General features: G+C 36.2%; 12 protein-coding genes. All 12 read right to left on the reverse strand.

The window, feature by feature from the left end:
• Nucleotides 1-119: 119 nt before the first annotated feature.
• The gene (locus ACNRYB_RS18565; protein WP_129746957.1) at nt 120-1,004 is read right to left on the reverse strand and encodes a sugar phosphate isomerase/epimerase family protein; all 885 of its coding nucleotides are present in this window, start codon (nt 1,002-1,004) and stop codon (nt 120-122) included.
• A 93-nt stretch (nt 1,005-1,097) separates the two neighbouring features.
• Entirely contained in the window at nt 1,098-2,243 is a 1,146-nt protein-coding gene (locus tag ACNRYB_RS18570; RefSeq protein ID WP_473728286.1) for a sialidase family protein, read from the reverse strand.
• Nucleotides 2,244-2,386: 143 nt separating this feature from the next.
• Nucleotides 2,387-5,137 carry a glycoside hydrolase family 78 protein gene (locus tag ACNRYB_RS18575; RefSeq protein WP_473728287.1) on the reverse strand — a complete coding sequence of 917 codons (2,751 nt, stop codon included), beginning with the start codon at nt 5,135-5,137 and terminating at the stop codon, nt 2,387-2,389.
• A gap of 259 nt (nt 5,138-5,396) precedes the next feature.
• Nucleotides 5,397-6,965: an MGH1-like glycoside hydrolase domain-containing protein gene (locus ACNRYB_RS18580; RefSeq protein WP_473728288.1), complete on the reverse strand. Its 1,569-nt coding sequence runs from the start codon at nt 6,963-6,965 to the stop codon at nt 5,397-5,399.
• 189 nt (nt 6,966-7,154) lie between these two features.
• Nucleotides 7,155-9,605, reverse strand: a complete 2,451-nt coding sequence (locus ACNRYB_RS18585) for a glycoside hydrolase family 95 protein (protein ID WP_473728289.1) — start codon at nt 9,603-9,605, stop codon at nt 7,155-7,157.
• A 156-nt stretch (nt 9,606-9,761) separates the two neighbouring features.
• Nucleotides 9,762-11,180: an acetylxylan esterase gene (locus ACNRYB_RS18590; protein WP_473728290.1), complete on the reverse strand. Its 1,419-nt coding sequence runs from the start codon at nt 11,178-11,180 to the stop codon at nt 9,762-9,764.
• Nucleotides 11,181-11,415: 235 nt separating this feature from the next.
• Entirely contained in the window at nt 11,416-14,196 is a 2,781-nt protein-coding gene (locus ACNRYB_RS18595; protein ID WP_473728291.1) for a glycoside hydrolase family 78 protein, read from the reverse strand.
• 218 nt (nt 14,197-14,414) lie between these two features.
• Nucleotides 14,415-16,277: a six-hairpin glycosidase gene (locus ACNRYB_RS18600; protein ID WP_473728292.1), complete on the reverse strand. Its 1,863-nt coding sequence runs from the start codon at nt 16,275-16,277 to the stop codon at nt 14,415-14,417.
• A 133-nt stretch (nt 16,278-16,410) separates the two neighbouring features.
• The gene (locus tag ACNRYB_RS18605; RefSeq protein WP_473728293.1) at nt 16,411-17,328 is read right to left on the reverse strand and encodes a glycoside hydrolase family 43 protein; all 918 of its coding nucleotides are present in this window, start codon (nt 17,326-17,328) and stop codon (nt 16,411-16,413) included.
• Nucleotides 17,329-17,408: 80 nt separating this feature from the next.
• Nucleotides 17,409-18,977 carry a glycoside hydrolase family 28 protein gene (locus ACNRYB_RS18610; protein ID WP_129746948.1) on the reverse strand — a complete coding sequence of 523 codons (1,569 nt, stop codon included), beginning with the start codon at nt 18,975-18,977 and terminating at the stop codon, nt 17,409-17,411.
• Between the two features lie 239 nt (nt 18,978-19,216).
• Nucleotides 19,217-20,620, reverse strand: a complete 1,404-nt coding sequence (locus tag ACNRYB_RS18615; RefSeq protein ID WP_473728294.1) for a glycoside hydrolase family 140 protein — start codon at nt 20,618-20,620, stop codon at nt 19,217-19,219.
• A 256-nt stretch (nt 20,621-20,876) separates the two neighbouring features.
• Nucleotides 20,877-24,029, reverse strand: a complete 3,153-nt coding sequence (locus tag ACNRYB_RS18620) for a DUF6298 domain-containing protein (RefSeq protein ID WP_473728295.1) — start codon at nt 24,027-24,029, stop codon at nt 20,877-20,879.
• Nucleotides 24,030-24,213: the final 184 nt, after the last annotated feature.

A 24,213-nucleotide genomic window follows, 5' to 3' on the forward strand; every position in this document is an offset into this window, starting at 1 on the left:
TTCACGCAGATTAGGCAGATTTAAGCAGATTTTATTTTTATTCTTTTGCCACAGATTAAAAGGATTAAAATGATTTTTTAATCTGTGGAAATCTTTTTAATCTGTGGCTAAAAAAAAAATTAATTCTGAAAAATCTTTTTTAAGTAAGCCACATTTGCTCCGTAATTGGCTTTTACATTATGCACTTGTGTCACGTCGCGAGAACGTTCTACAATAAGCCATCCGCTCCATTTCATTTCATCTAATGTCGCTTTGATTTTTGGCATGTCGATCGCTTTGTCATTTTCTAACCAAAACTGATCGGTGTTGGAAGCGTGAATTTGTGCTACATATTTCTTTCCTAATATTTTCAATTCTGATGAAATATCTCTTTTATTATCTAAAGCATTCGCAAAATTGAAAGAGCTTTTTATGTATTTTGACCCCACTTCATCTAAAAGTTTTTTCTCTTCTGTGGCACTTAACGAAGTTTCAATCGCAATTACACCACCTATTTTTCCCACTTCTTTTCCTGCCCATTGCAATCTTTTAATTACTTCTGGACGCAATTCCGGATTTTTAACTAAATCGGTTTGTGTTCCTAATGGAAGATACGCCACTTTTACTTTCATGTTTTTCATCGCCTGAATACAATCCGTAATCATTGGCGTGATTTCTCTTGTGGCAAATGACTGTGCGTAAAATCCAGACATAGCAATCGAACTAATTCCAACTCCTGTTTCTTTTGATTTGTCTAGGAATTTTTGTCTTTCTACAGGATCTCCCAGTTTACTGTCGAAAGTTGGACGGTTTCCTAAACCTCCCATATCCAGTTCGATTCCGTCTGCTTTAATTTCAGCAGCCAAACCAAAAGCGCCCAATTTTTGTCTTTTTAAAATCATCCAATCGCAAACCGCTACTTTATATTTTTGCTTTTTATTGGAAGACTGAGCCGTTGCACAGCTGTTGAATGTCGTTGCTAGAACGACAAGCATTGCAATTAATAAATGTTTTTTAGATTTCATGGTTATATTTTTTTGCCACGAATTGCACAAATTTCCACGAATTAGTTTTTAAAAAATTTGTGAAAATTAGTGAAATTCGTGGCGAACTTTATTTTACTCTTCTTCCGCTTTTACTGCCGTTACCACCTTTCCTTCTTCACCTGGCCAGATTCCATTTTTGATTGGAAGTGCCACTAATTTACTTGGATCGATTTTCACATATTTCAGTTTTTCTCTTCTCCAAGTGTAAACAATATGAACCATACCGTCTGAACTTTGAATCATTGAAGGATAAGAATATTGGCTGATTTTTGAATCTTCTAAAACTAAAGCAGCATTCCAGTGAATTCCGTCTTTTGAAACCGAAACATTCAAAGGCGTTCTTGGACCTTTAGCTTCTTTTCCTGGAGGTAAAACGTGATTGTAAACTAACAAATGTCTGCCGTCTTTAAGTGTTACAGCATCAGTTCCAGAGTTGTTGTTTGGAAGTCCGATTAACTCAACAGCTGACCAGGTTTTTCCGTTATCTTTTGAGAATGTGCTGAAAATCGCTCTGTTTCTGGTTCTTCCGATAGCCTGAATACTTCCATCTTTGTGGAATAAAATACTTGGCTGAATCGCATTAATTTTTTGTTTCCCTCTTGGAAGCGTATCGCCCATTACCCAAGTTTTTCCAAAATCTGGAGTAGATTCCATACGAAGTCTCCATCCATCGCCTTCAATGCTTGACGGACATAATAATGTTCCGTTACTTAATAAAACAGGTTTATTTTTGATTGGCCCTAAGAAACCGTCTGGCATTTTTTTTGCTTCAGACCAAGTTTTTCCGCCATCAGATGAAGTTCTGATTACGCCCCACCATTCTGATGGTTTTGGACCTATTTTGTAGAATAACATTAAATCGCCACCTGGAATCTGATATAAAACCGGGTTCCAAGTTGGTAATCTAGGTCCGTCTTTCATAACACCGTCGGCAACTTTTACACCTTCGTTCCAAGTGTCGCTTCCTTTTGGTTTGATGGCTACATAAATGCAAACGTCAGGGTGCCTTTCGTGTGTTCCCCCAAACCATGACGCAACTAAATCACCATTTGTAGCTTCAACAATTGTAACGGCGTGGCAAGACGGATAAGGCGCTTTATCGTAAATAAACTGATCTACTAAAATTCCTTCTTTCCAAGTCTTTTTCTCTAAAGCCGATTTACAACTTCCTAAAAGGAAAAGTCCAAACAAGAAAAATGCTAATTTTGATATTTTCATTCTTAATTAGATTATGAATTATTTTTTCTGACTATAAATACATACCTGACATTTTTTTAGGTAAAAATATTTAATAAGTGTAAAAATAACACCAAAAAATTAACAATGTATCCTGTACTGTCCCGAATTATTTAAAATGCAACTTATTTAACGTTAATCGCAAAATTTCCTGACGAAAGTGTGACAATTATTTTATTTTTTTCTACCGAATAAGTGTAAGAAGTCTTATCCAGCTTCTCTTTATTGATTGAAATGGCTGAAACATTAGTCGCAGGAAGATACACAATTGCAGAAGTATTAGCCGGAATAGTAATATTCCAAACCAATACTTTTTTATCTTTTTTCCAATCGCTTTTAATTGTTCCGTAAATTGATTCGTATGACGCATTTACGTAAGTCAATCCTGCATTAAAATCTGGTTTCATGATGATTTGTTTGAAACCGGGAGTTTCAGGATTGCTTTTAATTCCTGCCATATTTTCGTAATACCAAATCAATAAATCACCTAAAAGCATGACGTGGTTTTGCGAATTCATTGCTGGGTCTGCAGTATTTCCGTTCCAAAGTTCCCAAATGGTTGTGGCGCCGTTTTCAACCATATAACCCCAGCTTGGATAGGTTTTGTTTGATGCTAATTTGAAAGCCAAATCTCCACGACCAAAATTGGTTAATGTTCGCATTAAAAACTGCGTTCCGATAACACCTGTACTTACATGACCGTTTTTAGTAACTTCTACTTCATGTACAAGATTTTCGAAAACCTTTTGTTTTAATACTTCTGGAACCATTCCGAAAGTCAAAGGCAGTAAATTAGCTGTTACGGTATTATTGGCATAATTATTTTTTGATGCATTGAAATATTTAGCGTTGAATGCTTTTTTGATTCTTAAAGCTAACTCATCATAATGTTTAATATCATTTTCTGCATTAGCAATTACTGCAAACTTTTTCATGATATTTAAAAGCTGATAATAAAACGCACTCGAAATCAATTCGCCATCCGTCAAACGAGAAGGATCTTTCGAACGAATTAATTCCAACGATTCTGGAGGAACACACCAATCGCCGTATTTATCTTTGGTCATAATATCATCAACCAAATAATTTTCTTCCATATAATCCATCCATTTTTTCATGTATGGATATTGTTTTTCTACCACTTTTGCATCTCCAAATTGCTGATACAGCATATCTGCAACTGTAATATACGTTCCCGGCCAAGTCACGTTGTCACCGTAATAACGCCAGAAAGCTGGTGCTACATCTGGAATTCCACCATCGATAGTTTGTGAGTTTTTAATATCATCTAACCATTTTGCATATAAAGTCTGATTATCAAATAAGAAACTTTCTCCGTAAGCTCCCGTTGTTCTATCTCCCAACCAAGGCTGACGTTCATTTCTTTGCGGACAATCAATCGGCATTCCTTTATAATTTCCGCTAATTCCCCACCAAGCATTCTTAAAAATCTGATTCATAATTGGGTTTGAAGAATCGAAAGTTCCTGTGGTCTGAATATCGTCATAAACGACTTTTCCAACAAAATTTTCTAAAGCTGGTTTGGTTTTAAATCCTGAGATTTCCACAAATCTGAATCCGTGAAAAATAAAACGAGGTTCCCAAACTTCTTCGCCTTCTCCTTTTAACGTATAAATATCAGTCGTTTTCGCATCACGAAGATTGGCAATATACAACGAACCATCTGGCTGTAAAGATTCTGCAAATTTCATTGTGATTTTGTCGCCAGCGTTTCCTTTTACTTTCAACTGTAACCAGCCCACCATATTTTGTCCCATATCTAAGATATAAGTTCCCTTTGGCGTTTGTTTGATCGAAATCGGTTTTACTTCACGTTTTACCTTCATATTCGCCGACATCTGTCCTTCGTAGAATCCGCCTGGTTCCTGAACGTATCTGGCGTTTATCCAGTTTTTATCATCAAAATTGGTCGTGCTCCAGCCTTTCATTTCTTTACGCGCGTCGTATTCTTCACCGTCGTATTCATTGTTAGCCAAAATCGGGCCGTCGGTTGTTAGTTTCCAGGTATCGTCAGTTCTGATAACGTCTTTGCTTCCATCGGTATATTCTACAAATAATTGCAGAGCCATTTTCGGCAAACCAAATGACTTGATTTTATAGGGTTTATAGTCTTGGCGCATAGCAAAAAAACGTCCGTTTCCTAAAATCGTTCCCAGCATATTTTTACCTTCTTTCAATTGCGAAGTCACGTCAAAAACATTGTATTTTATATTTTTGGTATAATCTGTAGGAATGGGAGCTAAAACCTGGTCGCCAATTTTATTTCCATTAATGTACAACTCGTACAAGCCCATTCCCATAATATAAACTTTGGCGCTTTTGACTTGTTTTTTCAGGTTGATTTCTTTTCGCAGATAACGTGCTGACAATTTTGAATACTGCGAAATGCTGTCATCTTTCGACAATTTTTCATACCCAATCCATCGTGTCGATTTCCAATCGGCATAAGTCAAAATCCCGATGCTGAAATGCGCTGTTTCTTTTGATTGAGCTTCGCCTTTATTGGTAAAAACGGTTACTTTCCAATAAACGTCTTGTCTGTCTTTTAGCTTTTTTCCGTTATAAATTACATTTATAGATTCGTTGCTTAGTACTTTTCCGCTGTCCCATAAATCTCCGTTTCCTGCATTTAATTTCTCTAAACTTGATGAAGCAGTAATCTGATATGAAGTTTGTTTTACATGGTTTATATCTGCTTTAATTTTCCAGCTTAATCTTGGCTGTAAAACATCAATTCCTTCCGGATTGGTCAGCATTTCGCATTTTAAATCACTTACAATGATTTTGGTTTGGGCTTTCGCCGAAATGGTAAAAAGTGAAATGATTAATGTAAGATGTAAAAAAAACTTTTTCATGGTATTACTTTTTAAGCTTTTGGCTTTATTTTTTTCTCCCGCAGATTTTGCTGATTGAGCAGATTATTTTTGCTTTAATTTAAAATCTCCCCAATCACCAAAATCTGCGAGAGTAAATTCTGTACTCATTTTTGTCATTTCGACGTAAGGAGAAATCTTCGCAAGAAACTCCACAATCAAAATCGACAATCTTTGTCGAGCTACTAACGGAGATTTCTCCTTACGTCGAAATGACAAACAAGACGGTTAAGCATTGATTTTATTCTGAAATAACTCGCTCTAATTTCTCAGAAAACGCAATTTCCTTTCCATTTTTAAAGATTCTAAAACCTTTTCCTTTTTTATATTTTTCTCCTGTTTTATCCCAAAGAATGGTAATAATATTTCCGTGATACAGAACATTATCCAAACAAAACCAATCCCATTTTTCTTGTGGAATCAACGGATTTACTTCAATCTTTTCATCTGCTCTCGGACGTAAACCAACCAAACCTGTAATCACCAAATCATTGAAAGTCGAATGATTATAATAACGGCTTCTTTCTCTATCGCCCATTAACCAATACCCTGTTGTTTCGTCTAAATATTCGCCAAGATAAGGTTTACCTCTGTAATACTGCGACTGAACATACAATTCCATCTGCTTGAAATAATCGGTTTTACCAACATAATTCTGATTGTAATTATTCAAAACATTCGCCAAAGCGGTTAACGTCTGCGAACTCGCAAATGGCCAAATTGCACCGTCCCATTCACAGGTTCCTGTTCCGTGTGTTCTAAATCTCGGACTTCTTCTTTCTGCCGTTGTTAATCCAAACGGAGCCGAAAATCCTTTTTCATCTTTAATTTGCTCCCAAGCTTTTTCAAAACCTTTTCCTTTTTCAGGAAGATTAAAATACCATGGAATAAATCCGATGGCTTCGCGAACTTGCGCTAATGTATCTTTTTCTGTTAAAGTTTCAAAAAACTCACTTTTAGAATTCCATAATTTCGTTTGTATTGATTGTTGTAGAACAGAAGCTAAAGCTTTATATACGGTTTCCGCAACCTTATCGCCTTTCATTTCAGCCATTTTAGAAATCGCTACAGCATTTCCGTACATATAACTGTTAATCGTTGGTCTTGCATTTTGCACTTTTCGTCCACCACTTAAGGATTCTTCCATTCCGTCCTTTACATCATGTTGCCAAAACAAACCATCTTTACGCTGACGGTCTTTTACCCAAACAGCATAATCGGCAACCATGTCCGGGTACAAATCCAATAAGAACTTTTCATCTTTATTCACCAAATAACGATTGTATAAAGCATCGGCTGTCCAACTGCTAAACTTATACAATTTATTCATCGGTTTTCCATCATTTCCTCGATACCAGATTTTCACATCCTGCTCAATATATTTCGGATCATGAACCCATCGGAATTCATTGATATGATGCCCCAAAGCACAGCTGATCATATTGTATTTGTCGGCATAAGAACGGTCTACCAAAAACTCGGTAATCGCAAATCCTTGCGGCGTATTTTTAATATGTTTACGAACGCTCCACCATCTGAAATAATAAATTTCCTCGAAATTCTGCTGTGGACATTCAAACAACGGAATATTCTTTTCCATCCAAGTCCACGCACTGTCGTTTGGAATTGCAAACTTCAAATTTTCATCTTCCATCGTGTTGAAATAATCCACATAATGTTTGAAGTTTTTTTCTTTTAAAATAACTGCTTTTCTACTTTGAGAATGCTTCGCAGTCGATTTACAACCGCTACTTATACAAGCAATTACTATTGAAAGTGTTATTATTTTATGTTTGAAATTTGTCAACATTATTCTGTTTTTTATTTTATTCTTTTCACACAATCTTGTCATTTCGACGAAGGAGAAATCTCCGCAAGTAACTCCGTAAAGTGAGTCTCCAATCTTTGTCGAATTTCTAACGAAGATTTCTCCTTCGTCGAAATGACAAATATGGCGTGCTATTATATTTTCTTAAATCACTTATATGGTTCAAAAATTTTAATTCCCAGTAAAAGTATACGTCTGCCCTGCTTTCATATTCACATCATAAATATTGTAATTCGGCAATTTAACTTTAGGCAGTTTTGCTTCATTAGAAATAATCGGTTTCTTCACTTCCACATCATAAAACAACGGATTTGAATTTTTCCCTTTTGCTTTTTTGATTGAAGAACCGCTTAATGTATTTTCTACTTTCAATCGGCAGTTTCCTCCTATTTTAGAATAGATTTTAAGCGTTGAAACCTTATTGTTTTTCCAGGTCATATCGATTACGAATCCGCCTCTTGCTACTAAACCTTTTATGCTTCCGTCTTTCCAAACCGTTGGCAGAGCTGGCAATAACTGAATCGCATCTTCCTGACTCTGCATCAGCATTTCTGCAAAACCGGCTGTGCAACCAAAATTACCGTCAATTTGGAATGGCTGATGTGCATCTAACATATTTGGATACGTTCCGCCACCTTTTCTCTGATCTGCTGTTACCAAATGCAATTGATCTTGAATCAGTTTATAAGCATGATTTCCGTCTAATAATCTCGCCCATAAATTTACTTTCCAGCCCATTGACCAGCCTGTAGATTCGTCAGTTCTATAAATCAAAGATTGTTTGGCCGCTTCAAATAATTCAGGCGTTTTTATTGGCGAAATCTGATTACTTGGATACAATCCGTATAAATGCGAAACGTGTCTGTGATTATCTTTCGGATTGTCCCAATCGTCCTGCCATTCTTGTAACTGACTGTGTTTTCCCACTTTCATTGGAGGCATTTTTGCTAAAGCATCGCTTACTTTTTTCACATAAACAGCATCTGGAGAAACCAATGCAGAAGCTTCGATAACATACGTAAACAAATCAAAAATCAGCTGATTATCCATTGTGGTTCCTGACGCAATTGTTGCCTTTCCAGTCCCTCCTGCGTGTGTATTTTCAGGTGAACTTGACGGAACAACAACTAAATATTTTGTGTTAGGATCTATTACCATGAAATCCAAAAAGAAATCGGCAGCGCCTTTCATGATTGGATAAATTTCGGCTAAATATTTTTTATCACCAGTATACAAATATCTTTCCCATAAATCCTGACAAACCCAAGCACCTCCCGTCGGCCACATTCCCGAAGCAGCTGAATCTACTGGAGCGGTAACACGCCAAATATCGGTGTTGTGGTGTAAAACCCAACCACTAGCATTGTACATTGTTTTGGCCGTTTCTGCACCCGTTACAGCCAACTCTTTTGCCATTTGTACAAAAGGTTCATGCATTTCCTGCAAATTGGTTACTTGTGCCGGCCAGTAATTCATTTCGGCATTAATGTTTGTCGTGTATTTACTGTCCCAAGGCGGAGTCACCATATCGTTCCAAATTCCCTGTAAATTTGCTGGCTGTCCGCCTGGTTGAGAACTTGAAATTAAAAGATAACGTCCGAATTGGAAATATAACGAAGCCAATTGTGGATCAAATTGTTTCGAAAAATCTCGGATTCTTTCATTTGTTGGCTTTTTAACGAAATCATTTGAACCTAAATCTAAAGCAACTCTGTTGAAGAATTTTTGATAATAATCAACATGGGATTTCTTTATGGTTTCAAAATCCTTTGTTTCTGCTTTCGCTAAATAATCTTTGCTTTTCGCAATTTCATCGCCAGAAATATCCTGATAGTTTTTAAAGTTGGTTGCAATCGAAATGTATAAAGTTACTTCATCGGCTTTGTTGATACTTAAAACGCCGTTACTAGCATCAATTTCCCCACCTTTATTTTTAGCTGTTAATCGGCCTTGAAATTTTACTTTTCCTTTTACACCTTCAAAGTTAGTTCCAACTCCCGAAAGTATAATCTGGTTTCCTTCAGTTGAAGCAACTGTTTTATCAATCGGGCTGTTCATGAAAACGTTGCAAGTAATCTGCCCTGGCTGACTTGCAGTAAGTTTTACTACAATAACTTGATCTGAAAATGCGGTTAGAATTTCTCTCGTAAATTCAACACCATTTACTTTGTATTTTACTTTCGCCGTCGCATTGCTGATGTCTAAATCACGATAATAATCAGTATATTTTTGATGTCCGTTGAATGAAATATAAACGCTTCCAAAAGTCTGATACGGCATTCCGTCATTCGTCTGCGACATAATATCTTGAGTAGCCAAATCCTGCGCTTCATCAAATTTTCCGTCAAAAATTAACTGACGAACAATTGGCAATGCTTTTATCGATTTAGAATGTGCATTGCTGTTTGGAGAACCTGCCCAGATGGTTTCTTCGTTCAATTGCAAACGTTCAACTGCTGGATCGCCAAAAACCATTGCGCCCAAACGTCCATTACCCAAAGGCAGAGCTTCATTCCAGATGGATGCAGGTTTATCGTACCATAATTTTAGGTCGTTTTGAGCTCTTGCGGTTAAGGAAAAAATTCCAAGACAGATTGCCGTTATTTTAATTTTTAACTTCATAGTATATTTTTTTTTCGCCACGAATTCACGAATTTTCTCTAATTATTCTTTGCGCTTTATTTCTCAAATTTTTACCGAAAGTGCTAATTCGAGTAATTCTAAGTAAAAATTACGTTTCGTATATAAAAATAATTCGTGAATTCGTGGCTATCTCTTTTATTTTTTAACCTCGTAAACTTTCAGATTTTTTTCTCCGAACATTTCGTATAATTTGTTAATGTCTTTCAATGCATTTTTTGGTAAATTTTCTGCTTTATTACCAAAAACATATAATTTATCATAAGGTTCAATTACGCAAGTCGATTCGTCAATTTCGCCTTTTTCGTTCCTCACTTTATTCAAATCTAAATTTAAATATTTCGCCATAAACGGATACAAAGCCATACGTTTTGAGATTCCGAAATCATGTCCTTCTTTTGCAAAATGGGCATTCTCTACTAAATCTTTCTTTCCGTACAATTCGTATGTTCTTTGGATAAAAGGAAATTCCAGTTCAGGAACCGCCAATGTCCAGTCTTTTCCATCCGAAACAATCAATTGCGGTTTTGGTGCCATCATCGCTGAGATTTCGGCATTATTTGTTCCGTTTCCGCAAAGGTGAATTCCACGTCCGCTTTCGCATGGACAACCGCCTGAAAAGTGCGAGGAAACCATCACGACCGGAGCTGAAACTTTTACTCTATCATCAATTGCTGCCAAAAACATCGTATGTGAACCTCCGCCAGAACCACCTGTAACACCAACTCTAGACATATCAGCATTTTTTACGGTTGCTAAATAATCCAATAAACGAATTCCTGTCAACAATTGGACTGTCGATGCAATACTATTTCTATGCGTTTCTTCAGGAAACTGCAATAACGATTCTCCCCAAGCAAATAAATCATACCCGACTACAATTGCGCCCATTTTTGCCATCATGGCACAACGGTATTGCTCGTCTTTTCTGTATCTTCCGTCTCCGAAATGCCCGTCTGGCGTGATAATTACAGCCGACTTTTTATTTAGCGGATACGGTTTGTAAATCGATCCTGTGGCATAAACTCCCGGAAGAATTTCCAAAGCAATATTTTCTACACTATAGTCTTTGTAAATTCTTTTTGGAGTCAAAAGTGGTTTAGACTTTGGTGTTGGGGGTGCCTTGTCTAAACCAAATGAGGTTATCATACAAGCTTTTAACTCCGTTTTGCGTTTCTCCCATTCTTCTTTGGTCGAATAAAGGCTTTCTAAATAAAACAAGCGTTCTTTTCCTTTATCTACCGAAACTTTATGGTTTTCATACTTGCGTATAATGTAGGTTCCATCGGGTTGTTTAAAATACATCAATTCAAACGGCGCCAAAATATTAGTCAGCGAAAGTGGCAGATTTCCCGGTTCAATTCTCCAATCGGCATAGTCCAGTTCTTTTCCTTTCAGTAATCCTCTGTCATCGCTGATGGTTACGTTAAAAATAGTCTCGATTTTTTTTAGCGTTTCTGATACTGGTTTTCTAGAATTAGTATCAGAAGTACTTTGCGCATTGGCAAATGTCAAAGCAAAAATGGAAACTAAGAAGATGTATTTTATTTTTTTCATTTTGATATAATTCAACGCATTTTTTGAATTGCCTCCTGCTTTAGCTGGAGGTAATTGATTTCTCTATTTTTTTCGAGCTTAATTGCAATTCATAACTCATAACTCATAACTCATAACTCATAACTCATAACTCATAACTCATAACTCATAACTCATAACTCATAACTCATAACTCATAACTTATAACTTATAACTCATAACTTATAACTCATAACTTATAACTCATAACTCATAACTACAATTGACATTCTATTGTATAAATTCCCGATCCTAATTCTAAAACAGGCTTTTGTGCCTTTTCATCAAAACCTGCCCTAAATCTTTTACCATCCATTTTTATCTCTGAATTTTTAGCAACCGGCAATTTTACTGTTGCTGTTGTATTTACCGGAATCTGAACTGTCAAAATAAATTTACCATCTTTCTTTTCCCAAGAAGAAGCAATTTTTCCGTAAACCGATTTATAGTCCGCTTTCGCGAAAGTCATATCGCCAACTACTTCTGGCTGAATAAAGAAATGTTTGAATCCCGGTTTTTCAGGATCCGATTTGATTCCGGCTAAACTTTGGTAAAACCATTCTTCAATTTGCCCCAACATAAAGTGATTCCAAGAATTTCCTTTTCTTGGATCCCATTGTTCGGTTAAAGTGGTCAAGCCAAATTTAATCTGAAAACCATAACCCGGCGCATCGTAATGATTATGCATTCTAAACATGGTTTCGTTTTCTCCATTTTGTGCCAGAGTTTGAAATAAATAACGATTTCCAACATCTCCCGTTGTCAAACGATCGCCTTTTTCTTTGATATCGGCTAAAAGATTTTGCATTACCGCTTCTTTAAATTGCGGTTCTACAATATCCATAAAAATCGGAACAGCATTGCTAAACTGACTATTCGTTCCGTATTGCTTGGTTTCTTCGTTGAAAAACTCCTTGTTGAAAGCCGTTTTAATCTCTAAAGCTAAAGCATTGTATTTCTCGAAATCTTCGGTTTTACCTAATAATTTCCCTGCTTTTGCCGTCAAATACGCTCCATAATAATAGTGAGAAGTTGCAGAAAGTGCAATCGGACTATTTTTAGAATATCCAGCAGGATGTGTTCCGTAATCGTACCAATCGCCTAATCCGTGCGAAACAATATTGTCTGTCGCTTTAGTTCCTAAATAATCGATATACTTTTTCATTACGGGATAATATTTCTCTATTAATGAAACATCTCCATAATATTCGTAATACATCCAAGGCAGGATTACGCCTGTTACGCCCCATTCTGGAGAATCGGTAAAATCGCCTTCAAAGATTACATATTCTGGAACGATTGTCGGAATTAATCCATTATCACGTTGTGAATCAGAAATATTTTGCATCGTTGCAGGAAGGAAAGTCTGCAAGTTGTAATTGAACATCAAACCTGGACCATTCAACTGAATTTCTTCCAACCAGCCTAATTTTTCACGTTGCGGACAATCGGTAAAAACACTTTGGAAATTGCTTTTTATCGAGTTATTTATCAGTTCATGAGTTTTGTTGAAAATCTCGTTCGAACAAGCAAAACTTCCCGCTTCTCCAGCCGAATTGTAAATGAAATTCGATTTTAAATCAACTAAAGTGGGAAGTTCTTTATTTTTATCTTCTTTATAATTAATGTTTTCAATTTGAACATACTGATAACCGTAATAACTGAATTTTGGTGTCCACTCTTCAACTCCATCACCTTTTAAAGTGTAATCGTAATAATATGGTTTTCCAGATCTTCCTTGCGCAATTGTACCTTCTTCATTTAATCCTTCTGCAACCCAGACACGAATCGTTTGTCCCCTCTTTCCTTTTACTTTGATAGTTGGAAATCCAGAAAGATTTTGTCCCATATCAAAAACGTAGAAATTGGGTTTCAGTTCTTTTACGGATTTCACTTCGTATTGTTTCTGAATCGTAACAGGCGGAGCAGTCTGTGGTCTTAAAACTCCTTTTGGTGCTTCCTGAATAACGACTTTTTTCCAATCTCTATCTTTGAAACCTTTACGGTTCCAGTCTTTTTGCTCTAAATTGGCATTACAATCTTCTCCTCCAAAAATACTATTGTACGTAATAGGGCTCTTGTTGTATTTCCAAGTTCTATCAGACTTTATAATTTCTTCTGAACCGTCATTATACTTGATTTTCATTTTAAAGAATAATGTTGGCGGACCAAAACTCACAAAGAATTTGGTATATCTTTCGGCAAGTGTATTGTACATTCCGTTTCCTAACAAAACACCAATTACGTTATCGCCTTTTTGAAATTCTTTTGCACTTAATTCGTAAACATTGTAATTAACCGTCTTATCGTAATCTGTCCACAAAGGAGCAAATTGGCTGTAACCCACTTTTTTTCCATTGATAGTCAATTCGTAATGCCCTAAACCTGAAATATAGACAATGGCTTCTTTTACTGCTTTTTCAACTTCGAAAGGTTTGCGCAACATAATACTTCTTCTTGCCAAAGAATCGGAAGCATTGATAAAGGACATCTTTTTTTCTCTGTTGAAAGTGGCTGTGTGGTAGTTTCTACCTTCCGGCAAATGACTGTCTGCTTTGGTAATAGCACCAATCCAAGTTGGATTTAAATCGGATTCTAATGGAGCTGTTCTGAACGAAGCTGTTTTGCTCCATTTTGAAACTTTTCCCGATTGATTCCAAACTTTAACTTTCCAGAAGTATTTGGTTTCGCTTTTTAATGGTTTTCCGTTATAAACTATATGTAGGTTTTTGTCTGTATTAACTCTTCCTGTATTCCAAATATCTCCGTCATCATTATTTAGCTTTTCTTCTGAAGAAGCAACCAAAATAAGATAGGCTAACTGAGAAGCATCAGATTCTTTTGAAACCAACTGCCAACCCAATCTCGGCTTATTCTCCACAACTGCTAATGGGTTTTCAGCCATTTCTGTTGTTAAACGTACAGGCAGAATTTGTCCTTTAGTAACTACAGTTACTAGAAGACAAACGGATAATAATATGCTTTTAAAAAACTTCACTTTGTGTATTTTTTTTTCGCCACGAATTCACGAATTAACTCAAATTTTTACTTTGCGTTTAATTTCTCTAATTTTTTCTGCCACAGATTAAAGGATTAATTGGATTATAATCTGTGTTAATCATTTTAATCTGTAGCAAAAATTACGCAACGTTTATAAAACAATTCGTGAATTACTTCGTCTGTTCGCTATCGCTCGGGTCGTGGCTATTTCAACTTTTACAATTTTCTAGTAATCAACGATTCGATATTGAATACTGCTTCTGGGATTTGTTTTCCGGTTTGAGGCAGGTCATCGTAATCGTCTGTGTCCGGCGCTGTGTCCGGATTTGGAATATGTCTCTGCTCTCCCGTGCGGAACATAATTCGCTCAAAACCATCTGTTGGCGCATAAAATATCTTTGTTGATTCTTTTCCATCGTTTACTTTTATAGTGTACTGACGGTTTTTAGCATCTAATTTAACTGTGATTGTATAGGCTTTGTTTGCTTCGTATTTTGTAACCGAACTCAAACGCGCACCATTTTTCACTTTTAATTCTCCATCCGAATCAAAAATCAATCTTACAGAAGGCAATCCTTGTTTGTTTTGAAATTCAATCTGTAATAAACCATGATTGTTTTGTTCTGGTTTTACTGTGAAAACGGCTTCCATTTTTGAGGCGAAAGGAATTACCCTTTCCGCACGAGAATAATCAAAATAATCCTGATCTCTCAACGTCAGCCATTTTTTACCATCAGCTTTCTTTTCGATTTTGGTTGATGCCCAAGAAAGATCGTAAGTGTTCCATAATTTTAATTCGTCTCCGTCAGGAAGATTATTAAAAACATCATTTGCATTTTCTGTCACAACCGAAGTAACTGGAACCGGAATCGATGCCACCCAAATATCTTCTTTGTTCATACTGTAGCCCACCCAGATTTTTCCGTCTGGCGGAGTTCCGTTTTTTTCTGTGATGCCACGCACGTATTGTGGACCAGCCGATTTATAGTTTCCACCATAACGCATCGGACTTACTTCGCCATGAACCAATAAAAGATCTTTATAATTTAAACCATCGTCACTTGTAGAAATTGCCAAAGGCCAACGGTATTCTGACGGATTATAAAGTGTTGCATAACGATTGTCTGATGTTTTTTGTCCCCAGATTTTAGCATTGCTGTTTACAAATCCAGGAGCACGCAATGGCATATAATCCCATGATTTTCCGCCATCTTTACTAATCGAAGTTAAAGCGTGTTTCCATAATCCCACTACATTTCCGTTTGGCAAATGGTAATAACTAAACGCTTTATATGGTTTCTGTAACGGAATCAATTCATCGTCACGATCGGCTTCTTCCACCCATTGCTGTAAAACTAACGGCTCTGATAAAATTTCTTCGCAGGCTTTCTTCAAACCTTTGTCTTTTGATGCGGTATAAAATGGGAATTTCGATTTCGTTTTATCCCAAGTTTTGTTATATCTGATGAAATAGATTTCGCCAAAACTTCCGTCTTTCTTGATTTCACGAATCACACGACCAATTCCTTTTCCGTCGTTTGGATCGTCTTTTTCATCCATTGCAATTCCGTAATACGCTAAAGCAAAAAGGCGGTTGTCTTTTGAGGTATAAAAACCCATTCTCTGGTGCATAATCGCATCCAAATTTTTGGCAACACCTTCAACGCCTTCTTTTTTCCATCCGTCAGGAATACGGTAAATTGGGAAAATCACTTCTGGTTTTGTCCACGTTACGCCGTCTTTAGAAGTCATTAATAAAGTCTGACTCGGCGGAATATGTTCGCCCGAAGGATCGCTTAAATAATGCAGATAAAAAGTATTGTTCCAATACGCCATCATCGGCTGATGGTTGTACGTCCATCCAAAACCATCTGCTTTTTCTGGATGTTCACGGCTGGCACGCATGATTTGTGTGGCGTGAACTCCAACCGCAGGACTTAATTGTCCGTGATGATAATCGATGTTTGAAAGTGTTTTGCCAACATAACGGACTGTGTCTTTCTGTGCATTTACAACGGTGCAAGCCAAAAGGATTGTGGCTGTGATGATGTTGGTTTTTATGTTTTGGAAAGTAATCATTTTATACTTTTTTTGTTTCACGCAGATTAGGCAGATTTTAGCTGATTTAATTTTAATCTTTCTGATTTTATACAGATTAAAAAATCTGCTTGATCTGCTTAAATCATTTTAAATCTGCGTGAAATTTTTTTTTCTATTTCTTTTCAATTAATCCCTTTAAAACGTCCGCTGAGATTGTTGTAATCGTTCCGTGTTTGTGTCCTTCGGGGAGGCTTATTTTGGATGATATATCTTCAAAATGAACAAAATCTGTTGTGCTTAACGCTTTATAATTTTTTGAACCGTAATTATCATAATACAACAGCCAGTTTTTATCGACTTTCACTACTGTTGGACCTTCAGATAAATATTCTGTCAAAGGCGCTGAACTTTTTTGAAACGGTCCTAAAGGTGATTTTCCGAAAGCTACTTTTATGTTTCGCATGGGTCTTGTATTGTCTTTCAAAACTAAAACATAATCTTTTTTGCTTTTCTTGAGAATCACGCAGTCTATTACGCTGAAACCTGGATCGTAATATAATTTTGTATCTGAAAACATTTTGAAATCCTTAGTCGTTACATAATACATTCTATGGTTGTTTTTCTCCTCTTCAACACCTTTTGGATATCTAAACGGAATTGTAGATGCCCAAATAATAATGTATTCTTTTTTCACATCATCATAAAAAATCTCCGGCGCCCAAACGTTTACTACTTCTGGCTCATTCTTCATGACTGGAATATATTGCTGTTCAGACCAATGAATTAAGTCTTTTGAACTTGCATAGCCAAAACCATTTCCGCCTTTCCAATCGGTTGTCCAAACCATGTGATAGGTTCCGTCTGCTCCTTTTGTGATGGACGGGTCACGCATGATTTTACTGGCTCCGATTTCGGGTTTTAAAAACGATCCTTCCAATCCTTTCCAATTGTAACCGTCTTCGCTGTATGCCAAATACAAACCTTCTGTTGCAGGTTCTCTAAACGACGTAAAAAGATATAAATCTTTCTTTTTTTGCGAATAACTAATCGCAAAAAGTGAAAGGGTTACTATGATGAATATTTTTTTCATGATATAAAATTGAACACTAATTTCACTAATTATCACGAATAAAAATTGATGTAAATTCATGAAATCTGTGTTATTATACTCTATTCTGTAATTGCTTTTTTATCTAAAGAAGCTCCTTTTTTGATTTTCGTTGTTACGTTGTTTAAAACATTGTTTTTTAAAAAAATGTTTTTAGTTTCTTTTCCATCAGCTTCAATAAAAATATCAGTTAGATTGAATGGAAAATTATTGTTGATTAACGCATTCGAAACATTATCTAATTTGATAACTGGAACTCCTTTTATCGCTGTTGAAGATCCTACATTGTCTAAAATTACATTTTTTGAATCTGAGATTTTGAAAGACGAACCAACGGTTGCGTTTACTTTTACATCGTGAAATTCAACATCTGTTGCTGTGCTTACCGTAAATCCTTCTTTTCCATCCATATTGATGTTAGAGAAAGTGATATTTTGAATTGGCATTTCAGTAATTCCTAAAATCTGTCCGGCTTTGTTTACGTTTGAAGCCGTAATATTGCTCATGTGGATGTTTCTGAAAATCGGCGTTTTCTCGGTTACAGGTTCAACTGTAGTTCCCTTATCGTAGAAAAGACTTAAAACGATGGCTTCTTCTTTGATGTTTTTCATGACAATATTATCGACACGAATATCTTCTACAACGCCACCTCTTCCACGAGCCGACTTAATACGGATTCCACGATCTGTTCCGTCAAAAACACAGTTTGAAATCGTGATTTTTTTGATTCCACCCGACATTTCGCTACCGATAACCACTCCGCCATGACCGCTTAACATCGTACAATTTGTGATTGTTACATTTTCTGTCGCTTTTCCATATTTACGTCCGTCTCCGTCTCTTCCTGATTTGATAGTAATACAATCGTCGCCAACGCTAATATGGCAGTTTGAGATATGAACATTGGTGCATGAAGAAGGATTGATTCCGTCTGTATTTGGCGAATGCGGATTGAAAATAGAAATTCCTGTAACCGTTACATTATCACAGAATTCAGGATTGATTGTCCAGAAAGGCGAATTTTGAAACGTAACACCTTCAATTAAAATGTTTTTGCAGTTGTAAGCCTGAAAGAAAGAGGGTCTAAAAAATTTCTTATCGACTGTTCTTTTATAATATGGTTCAGTGTAAAGACCTTTATTTTGCTCTTCCCACATCGTTTGATATTTGGTTGGAGGAAGGGGTTCTTTTGCTGTTTCTATTCGATAAACTTCGTTCCACCATGCTTTTCCTTGTCCGTCGATTACGCCTCTTCCTGTAATGGTGATATTTTCTACGTCTTTTGCATAAAACAAGGGTTGGAAACTTTTCATTACAATTCCTTCGTAACGCATTTCTACATAAGGAAGAAAATCATCGAAGTTCTCTGAAAACTTTAAAAGTGCTCCAGAATCTAAGTGAATTGTAATGTTGCTTTTTAGTGTTAAAGCTCCCGTTAAATATTCTCCTGCAGGGAAAAAGATGGTTCCTCCGCCGTTTTTAGATGCTTTTTCGATAGCATTCTGAATGGCTTGAGTGCATTTTATTCCTTTGTTGTTCCCGCCTTCTTTTAGGATGTTTATCCAACCGTCTTGTGCAAAAGTGGTGTTTAATCCTGTTATGAAGCAGAGTATTATTAGTATATTTTTCATAGTTGTATTTTTGGTTTCACGCAGATCTTGCAGATTTTGGCAGATCAACGCTGATTTATATTTTAAAAATATCTGCAGAATCTGCTTAAATCTTTTTAAATCTGCGTGAAATATTTTATTCTTATTTTTTGTCATTTCGACGAAGGGGAAATCTCACTAGAAATTACGTAAAGTAATTCTCCAATCTTTGTCGATTCTCGAGTGTGATTCCTCGTTCCTCGGAATGACAAACTGAGTGGTTACTTTGACTTCAAAATCAAAACCCAGTCATTACCATCTTCTTTTTTGCCTTCTGGTTGAAAATTCTGAGTCCCTTTGTTATCAAATGTTCCGATTTTAGTTTTCTTACCATTTCTTGGATTGTACCAACTTGCTTCGAATTTATCCCCAGCAATTTTTCCAAGTTTTACTTCTATTATTCTTCCGTTGTACGTGTATAATAAAGCGTATTTTTCTCCTCTTATGGCTGGAATATAATCATATTTCTCGCCTTGGTTTACTACTAAAGAAACATCTGGCACTCCTTCTAAAAATGGTACTTCTTCCATTAATTTCTTAATATAAACCATTTGTTTTGCTCCGGGAGCATTGATGGCTGATGTCCATAATTCTTTGTTTCCGTACGCTGGTTTATCACCTTTTCTGAACATTTGCATTACGGCATTGTGTCCGTATGTGTAACCTGCCCCACCTGATAAAACCGACCAATATCCGTAACGGCGAACGTCGTTTGCTGTCCATTTTGGTTGTAAAGTATCGTGCAAACCGTGTGGAATTCCTTCGTAAGATGGTTCTCCATCAAGTGTAGGTTTTGTTGGTTTTAATTCGAAATCTCTAAGGACAAACTTGTAATTGTCTTCTTTGAAATTCGTTTTTGATGAATCCTGATCGTATCTTCTATGTCCTGATTGAAACATATTGAAATCCAGCCATTTTTCATTATGAAAATTCTCTGAAGAATCGGTTCTTCCAAACGGGTGAAAAGTCACTAACTGGTTTCGATTGTTGCTTTTTAAAGTATTCCCGATCGCATTCCAAATATCCTGAAATTCATTTCCGTGAGTATCTCCACCGTTTAACCAAATTACGTTGGTTCTGTTTTTATATCTATTAGCTAAGAACTTAGCATATTCAGTTGCTTGTTCTTTGCTTACTTTATTTCCTTTTGAAACATTAGTTCCCCAAACTGGAACCATTGCTACATAAATTCCGTTTTTCTGAGCTACATCTAAAGTATAATCTACGTGATCCCAGTAATCGTATTGTTTTGCATCTTTGAAATCATTTCCTGCCGTAATCAAGGGTTTTGAAACATCTTCGTTGATTAAAGCAGCGTCGCCATAAACGTTAACGGCATTTATATTGTGTAAAACCATTACTTGAACGACATTAAATCCTTTGTCTTTTCTGTCTTTGAAATATTTCTCAACACCTGCTCTGTCCAGTTTTCCAAATGCTAGCCAGCCTGTGTCGCCTAGCCAGAAAAATGGTTTTTCGTTTTCGGTAACAAAATAATGCTGATTTTTAGATACTTTGATTTCAGGCAGAGATGCTTTTGTTCTAGCAGATTGCGAAAATCCGCTTTGTGCTGTAAACATAAAGCTTATACAAAGAGCGTATAAAGATTTAATTTTCAGATTCATTTTGGGTTGTTTTTGAATTTATGTTTTTTGGTTTTTAGCCACGAATTCACGAATTTTTCTTTTATAATCATTGTGTTTTTATTTCACGCAGATTCGGCCGATTTTGGCAGATTTGCGCAGATCTAAATTTTAAAAAATCTGCTTAATCTGCTTTAATCTTTTTAAATCTGCGTGAAATTTTTTTTACTCTCGCAGATTTGGCAAATTAAACAGATTTATTTTTTTAATTAATTCGTGAATTCATGGCTATTAACTTTTACTTTCTTACTACAAAAAGCACTTTTTCTTTTATTTCGGCTTGTGGAATTGTGAATTGTTTTCCTCCGCTGATGTTGGCCTTTTTTGTTGTATTTCCTGTCGTTGCATTAATTGCAAATACTTCAAATGTTCCTTTTTCATTTGATAAATCGATTGTGATATCTTGATCAGCTTTCAGATAAAAAAGATAGCTTTTTCCTTTGTTTTCTAATTTCCAAAGATTATCTGAAAACGTATTGCCGTCAACTAATTTCATTTCGCTTAAAGCGGCATAAAATTGAGGCAATTCAATTTTCGGAATATTAGGCAATGAAGCTCCAGCCATTAAAGCCGGCCATCCAAATCTTGAAGAACCGTCTGTTGAATATAAAATGACTTTTTCAGGATATTTTTCTCTGTATTCACGAACTGCACGATATACCTGATTGTCGGTTTCTTTTCCGGTTTTTAGTTTTCTGGCGTGCTGTCTTGGTGCTAAATTTACACCTCCCTGCGGTGCATAAGCAGAACCGTCTTCTTTGTAATACCAATAACGAATGTCGATTACATCAACCGTTTTTACTCTTTTGGCATCATTTAAAATAGCATCCTGAACGTCTTTAGTAGCACTTAAACCGATTAAACCTTTTTTGCCAGTTTCGTCTTTCCATTTTTGTGCTTGGTCAATCCAAAATTCCATAAAATGTAACGGACCTGTATATTCGGCGCTCGTTAACTGAATTACGTTGCTGTTTTCCTGAAAGTTTTCGAATGATTTTCTGATGAACCCTTCGTGTAATTTTCTTCTTTGAGCATTCGTAATATCGTAAAACTGCTCCGCCATGAAAATACGTTTATCTCCTGCATAAGGTGGCGGTTCTGGAAATCCTGTACTGTTAATGTTGTTTGCAGAACGCCAAGGCGAACTTGCCCAGTGTGCTCCAGCTTCTAAAATATTATGCTGAAAATATTGCTGATTGATTAACAATTGCCCGTTTGGTTCTGCCAAAGTTGCAAACTGAGCTAAACGACTCCAATACCAATCGTTGAATTTTGTTAAATCGTATTTACTCAAATGATCCCAAGCGAAATCTTTTCCACTTCTGGCAAATGGCTGTTCGTAAAACGGAGGCCAAACATCATCATCGACTCTGCGAACGCGTTCGTGATCGTCCATTCTTCTGTCGTACCATAACCCGTAATTATGTTCTAAAGCAACGATATTATTTTTAGTCAAATAATCTACTGTTTCTTGTACTTTATCAGTCAATCCGTTTCCTGTTCTTCCTGGAACGAAACGAGTGATGTGTGGTGTAGATTTGTTTACGAAATCATCGGTTAAATCACCTCGCCACCAAGCTACGTTGGTTTGTTTTCCTGCAATTACTTTTCCTTCAAAAGTTAACCAACCGTTTTCTGTTGTTACTTTCGAAGTTGATTTTTCTGTTTTATTTGGAACAACTTTTAAATCGTTTGCATTTTTTAAACCTTTACTGTCTGTGTTTATCGGATTTGCTTTTGAAGCTTCTACAATCAATTCTTGTAAACTTTTTGCTGTCGTTGCCGAGTTTTTAGTCAATTCCGCAGCTACTTCTATACTCGGACTTGAAGAAGCTTCTGAACCTAAATCATAAATAAAAGGCTGAACAGGAAGTTTTCCTAATCTCGCTTCTAATTGTGTGTAGAATAAACTTCTTGGACTGATATGTTCGTTTACGTTTTTCCAATGTCCATTTCCTCCAAATTGTCCCCAAACTCCAAAAGCCCAGTTTTGTGCTGTTGGCGGACTATAACATTCTACTTTTGAAGCTGACGATTCCCAGATTACAGAATTGGCTGCTGTCCATCCAGCGCCTCTTCCACCTTGTTCTCTGTTATTATAACTTAAAGATTTCCCATCGATATTGGCAATGTCAAATAAAACTCCAGTTGCCCAGCTTCCAATTGCGCCACTATTTTCGAATGGTAAATGCGATTCGCATTGTACGAAAGCATTTGGACCTGTTGTTCCAAATCCGCCCACAGCGAAATCATGATATCCAAATTCTGAATAACAGCGTTGGAATAAAGTCTGCTGACCTTCTGTATAAAAAGTATGTCTTCTAAATGAAGCAATCTCTGAAATCGGTTCAGTTGCAATACAATCTTCAACAGTTACTTGTTGACTTGTTTTTAAAACCGTAACGGCTCCGCCTGCAAAATGTTTGAAATTAACCTGTTTCACCCAAGCATTTCTTGCGTTTTCAATACTGATTGCCTGCCAACGATGTTCTTCGTCTTTTAAATTTGAAGGATTGTAAGTTGATTTTATTAAGATATTTTCAATTCCGTTATTCTCTATTCTTCCCTGCCAAATATAAACAGTTACTTTTGAAGTTCCGAAAACATCATCCAAAGACATTGTAACTGGTGCGTTTATCGTTACTTCGTTTCCGTTGATTTTGGTTACAACACGATTCCATGTTGTTGTCCAATCTCCTTTTTTCCATCCAATCCAAGAAGTTTCTCCACCGAAATCCTGCATGTTAACTTCTTTAATGAAATTATCTGTTAAAGGTTTGCTGATTTCGATTTCGTCTCCAACTTTTAATTTTGAAGTGTTTTTTAATTGGATTTTCTGCGTCCCAAGTGGTGTATAAGTATTGGCGAATTCAAATGAATCTTTATACACTTTATCACTTTCACCTAAAACTCTAATTAAAGCTTCTCTTTCTAATCCCGTTCCTAAAAGTACGGTACCGTTTTCGGAATTTCCGCTTCCTCTTAAAACAACTCCCGATTTTCTGATGTATAATGTTCCGCTGATTTTGAAAGTTCCTTTATCTAACAAAACTGCTCCACGAAAACCTGATTTGTCCGGTTTTAAGGAACTTACATAATCAATCGCATTTTGGATTTTTTGAGTGGCATCTTCTTCTTGTTTGGAAACAAAAATCTTGTTGTCTACATTCGGAATGGCAACTTCTGAGTTTTTATATCCTGCAAAAGAAAAATCTGGGATTTGATTTCCTTGATTATCAGTTGTGAAAGAAAGTTTGTCTTCTTTGGTTTTGATAATGTCTGGGAAATTGTTTTGGGCTGTGATGTTTATACTGAAAAGCATCGCCAAACCAGACAAAATTATTTTATCTTTTTGAAGGGAGATTGTATTTATAAATTGGATAAAATTCACCTTATTATTTTTTTAGACTTTAAAATTAAACCATATAAGTAATATAAGCTCATATAATTTTTAGGTTTGTCTTTTTCCACAATCTTGTCATTTCGACGAAGGAGAAATCTTCGTTAGTAGCTCCGCATGCTTGATAAACTTTGTGTTAGTTTCTTGCGAAGATTTCTCCTTCGTCGAAATGACA

This window comes from Flavobacterium sp. CR10, from assembly GCF_055814415.1.

What these genes read in the sequence shown, in the direction of transcription:
- ACNRYB_RS18565 (WP_129746957.1), bottom strand. Translation starts at nt 1,004, where the DNA reads ATGAAATCTAAAAAACATTTATTAATTGCAATGCTTGTCGTTCTAGCA.
- ACNRYB_RS18570 (WP_473728286.1), bottom strand. Translation starts at nt 2,243, where the DNA reads ATGAAAATATCAAAATTAGCATTTTTCTTGTTTGGACTTTTCCTTTTA.
- ACNRYB_RS18575 (WP_473728287.1), bottom strand. Translation starts at nt 5,137, where the DNA reads ATGAAAAAGTTTTTTTTACATCTTACATTAATCATTTCACTTTTTACC.
- ACNRYB_RS18580 (WP_473728288.1), bottom strand. Translation starts at nt 6,965, where the DNA reads ATGTTGACAAATTTCAAACATAAAATAATAACACTTTCAATAGTAATT.
- ACNRYB_RS18585 (WP_473728289.1), bottom strand. Translation starts at nt 9,605, where the DNA reads ATGAAGTTAAAAATTAAAATAACGGCAATCTGTCTTGGAATTTTTTCC.
- ACNRYB_RS18590 (WP_473728290.1), bottom strand. Translation starts at nt 11,180, where the DNA reads ATGAAAAAAATAAAATACATCTTCTTAGTTTCCATTTTTGCTTTGACA.
- ACNRYB_RS18600 (WP_473728292.1), bottom strand. Translation starts at nt 16,277, where the DNA reads ATGATTACTTTCCAAAACATAAAAACCAACATCATCACAGCCACAATC.
- ACNRYB_RS18605 (WP_473728293.1), bottom strand. Translation starts at nt 17,328, where the DNA reads ATGAAAAAAATATTCATCATAGTAACCCTTTCACTTTTTGCGATTAGT.
- ACNRYB_RS18610 (WP_129746948.1), bottom strand. Translation starts at nt 18,977, where the DNA reads ATGAAAAATATACTAATAATACTCTGCTTCATAACAGGATTAAACACC.
- ACNRYB_RS18615 (WP_473728294.1), bottom strand. Translation starts at nt 20,620, where the DNA reads ATGAATCTGAAAATTAAATCTTTATACGCTCTTTGTATAAGCTTTATG.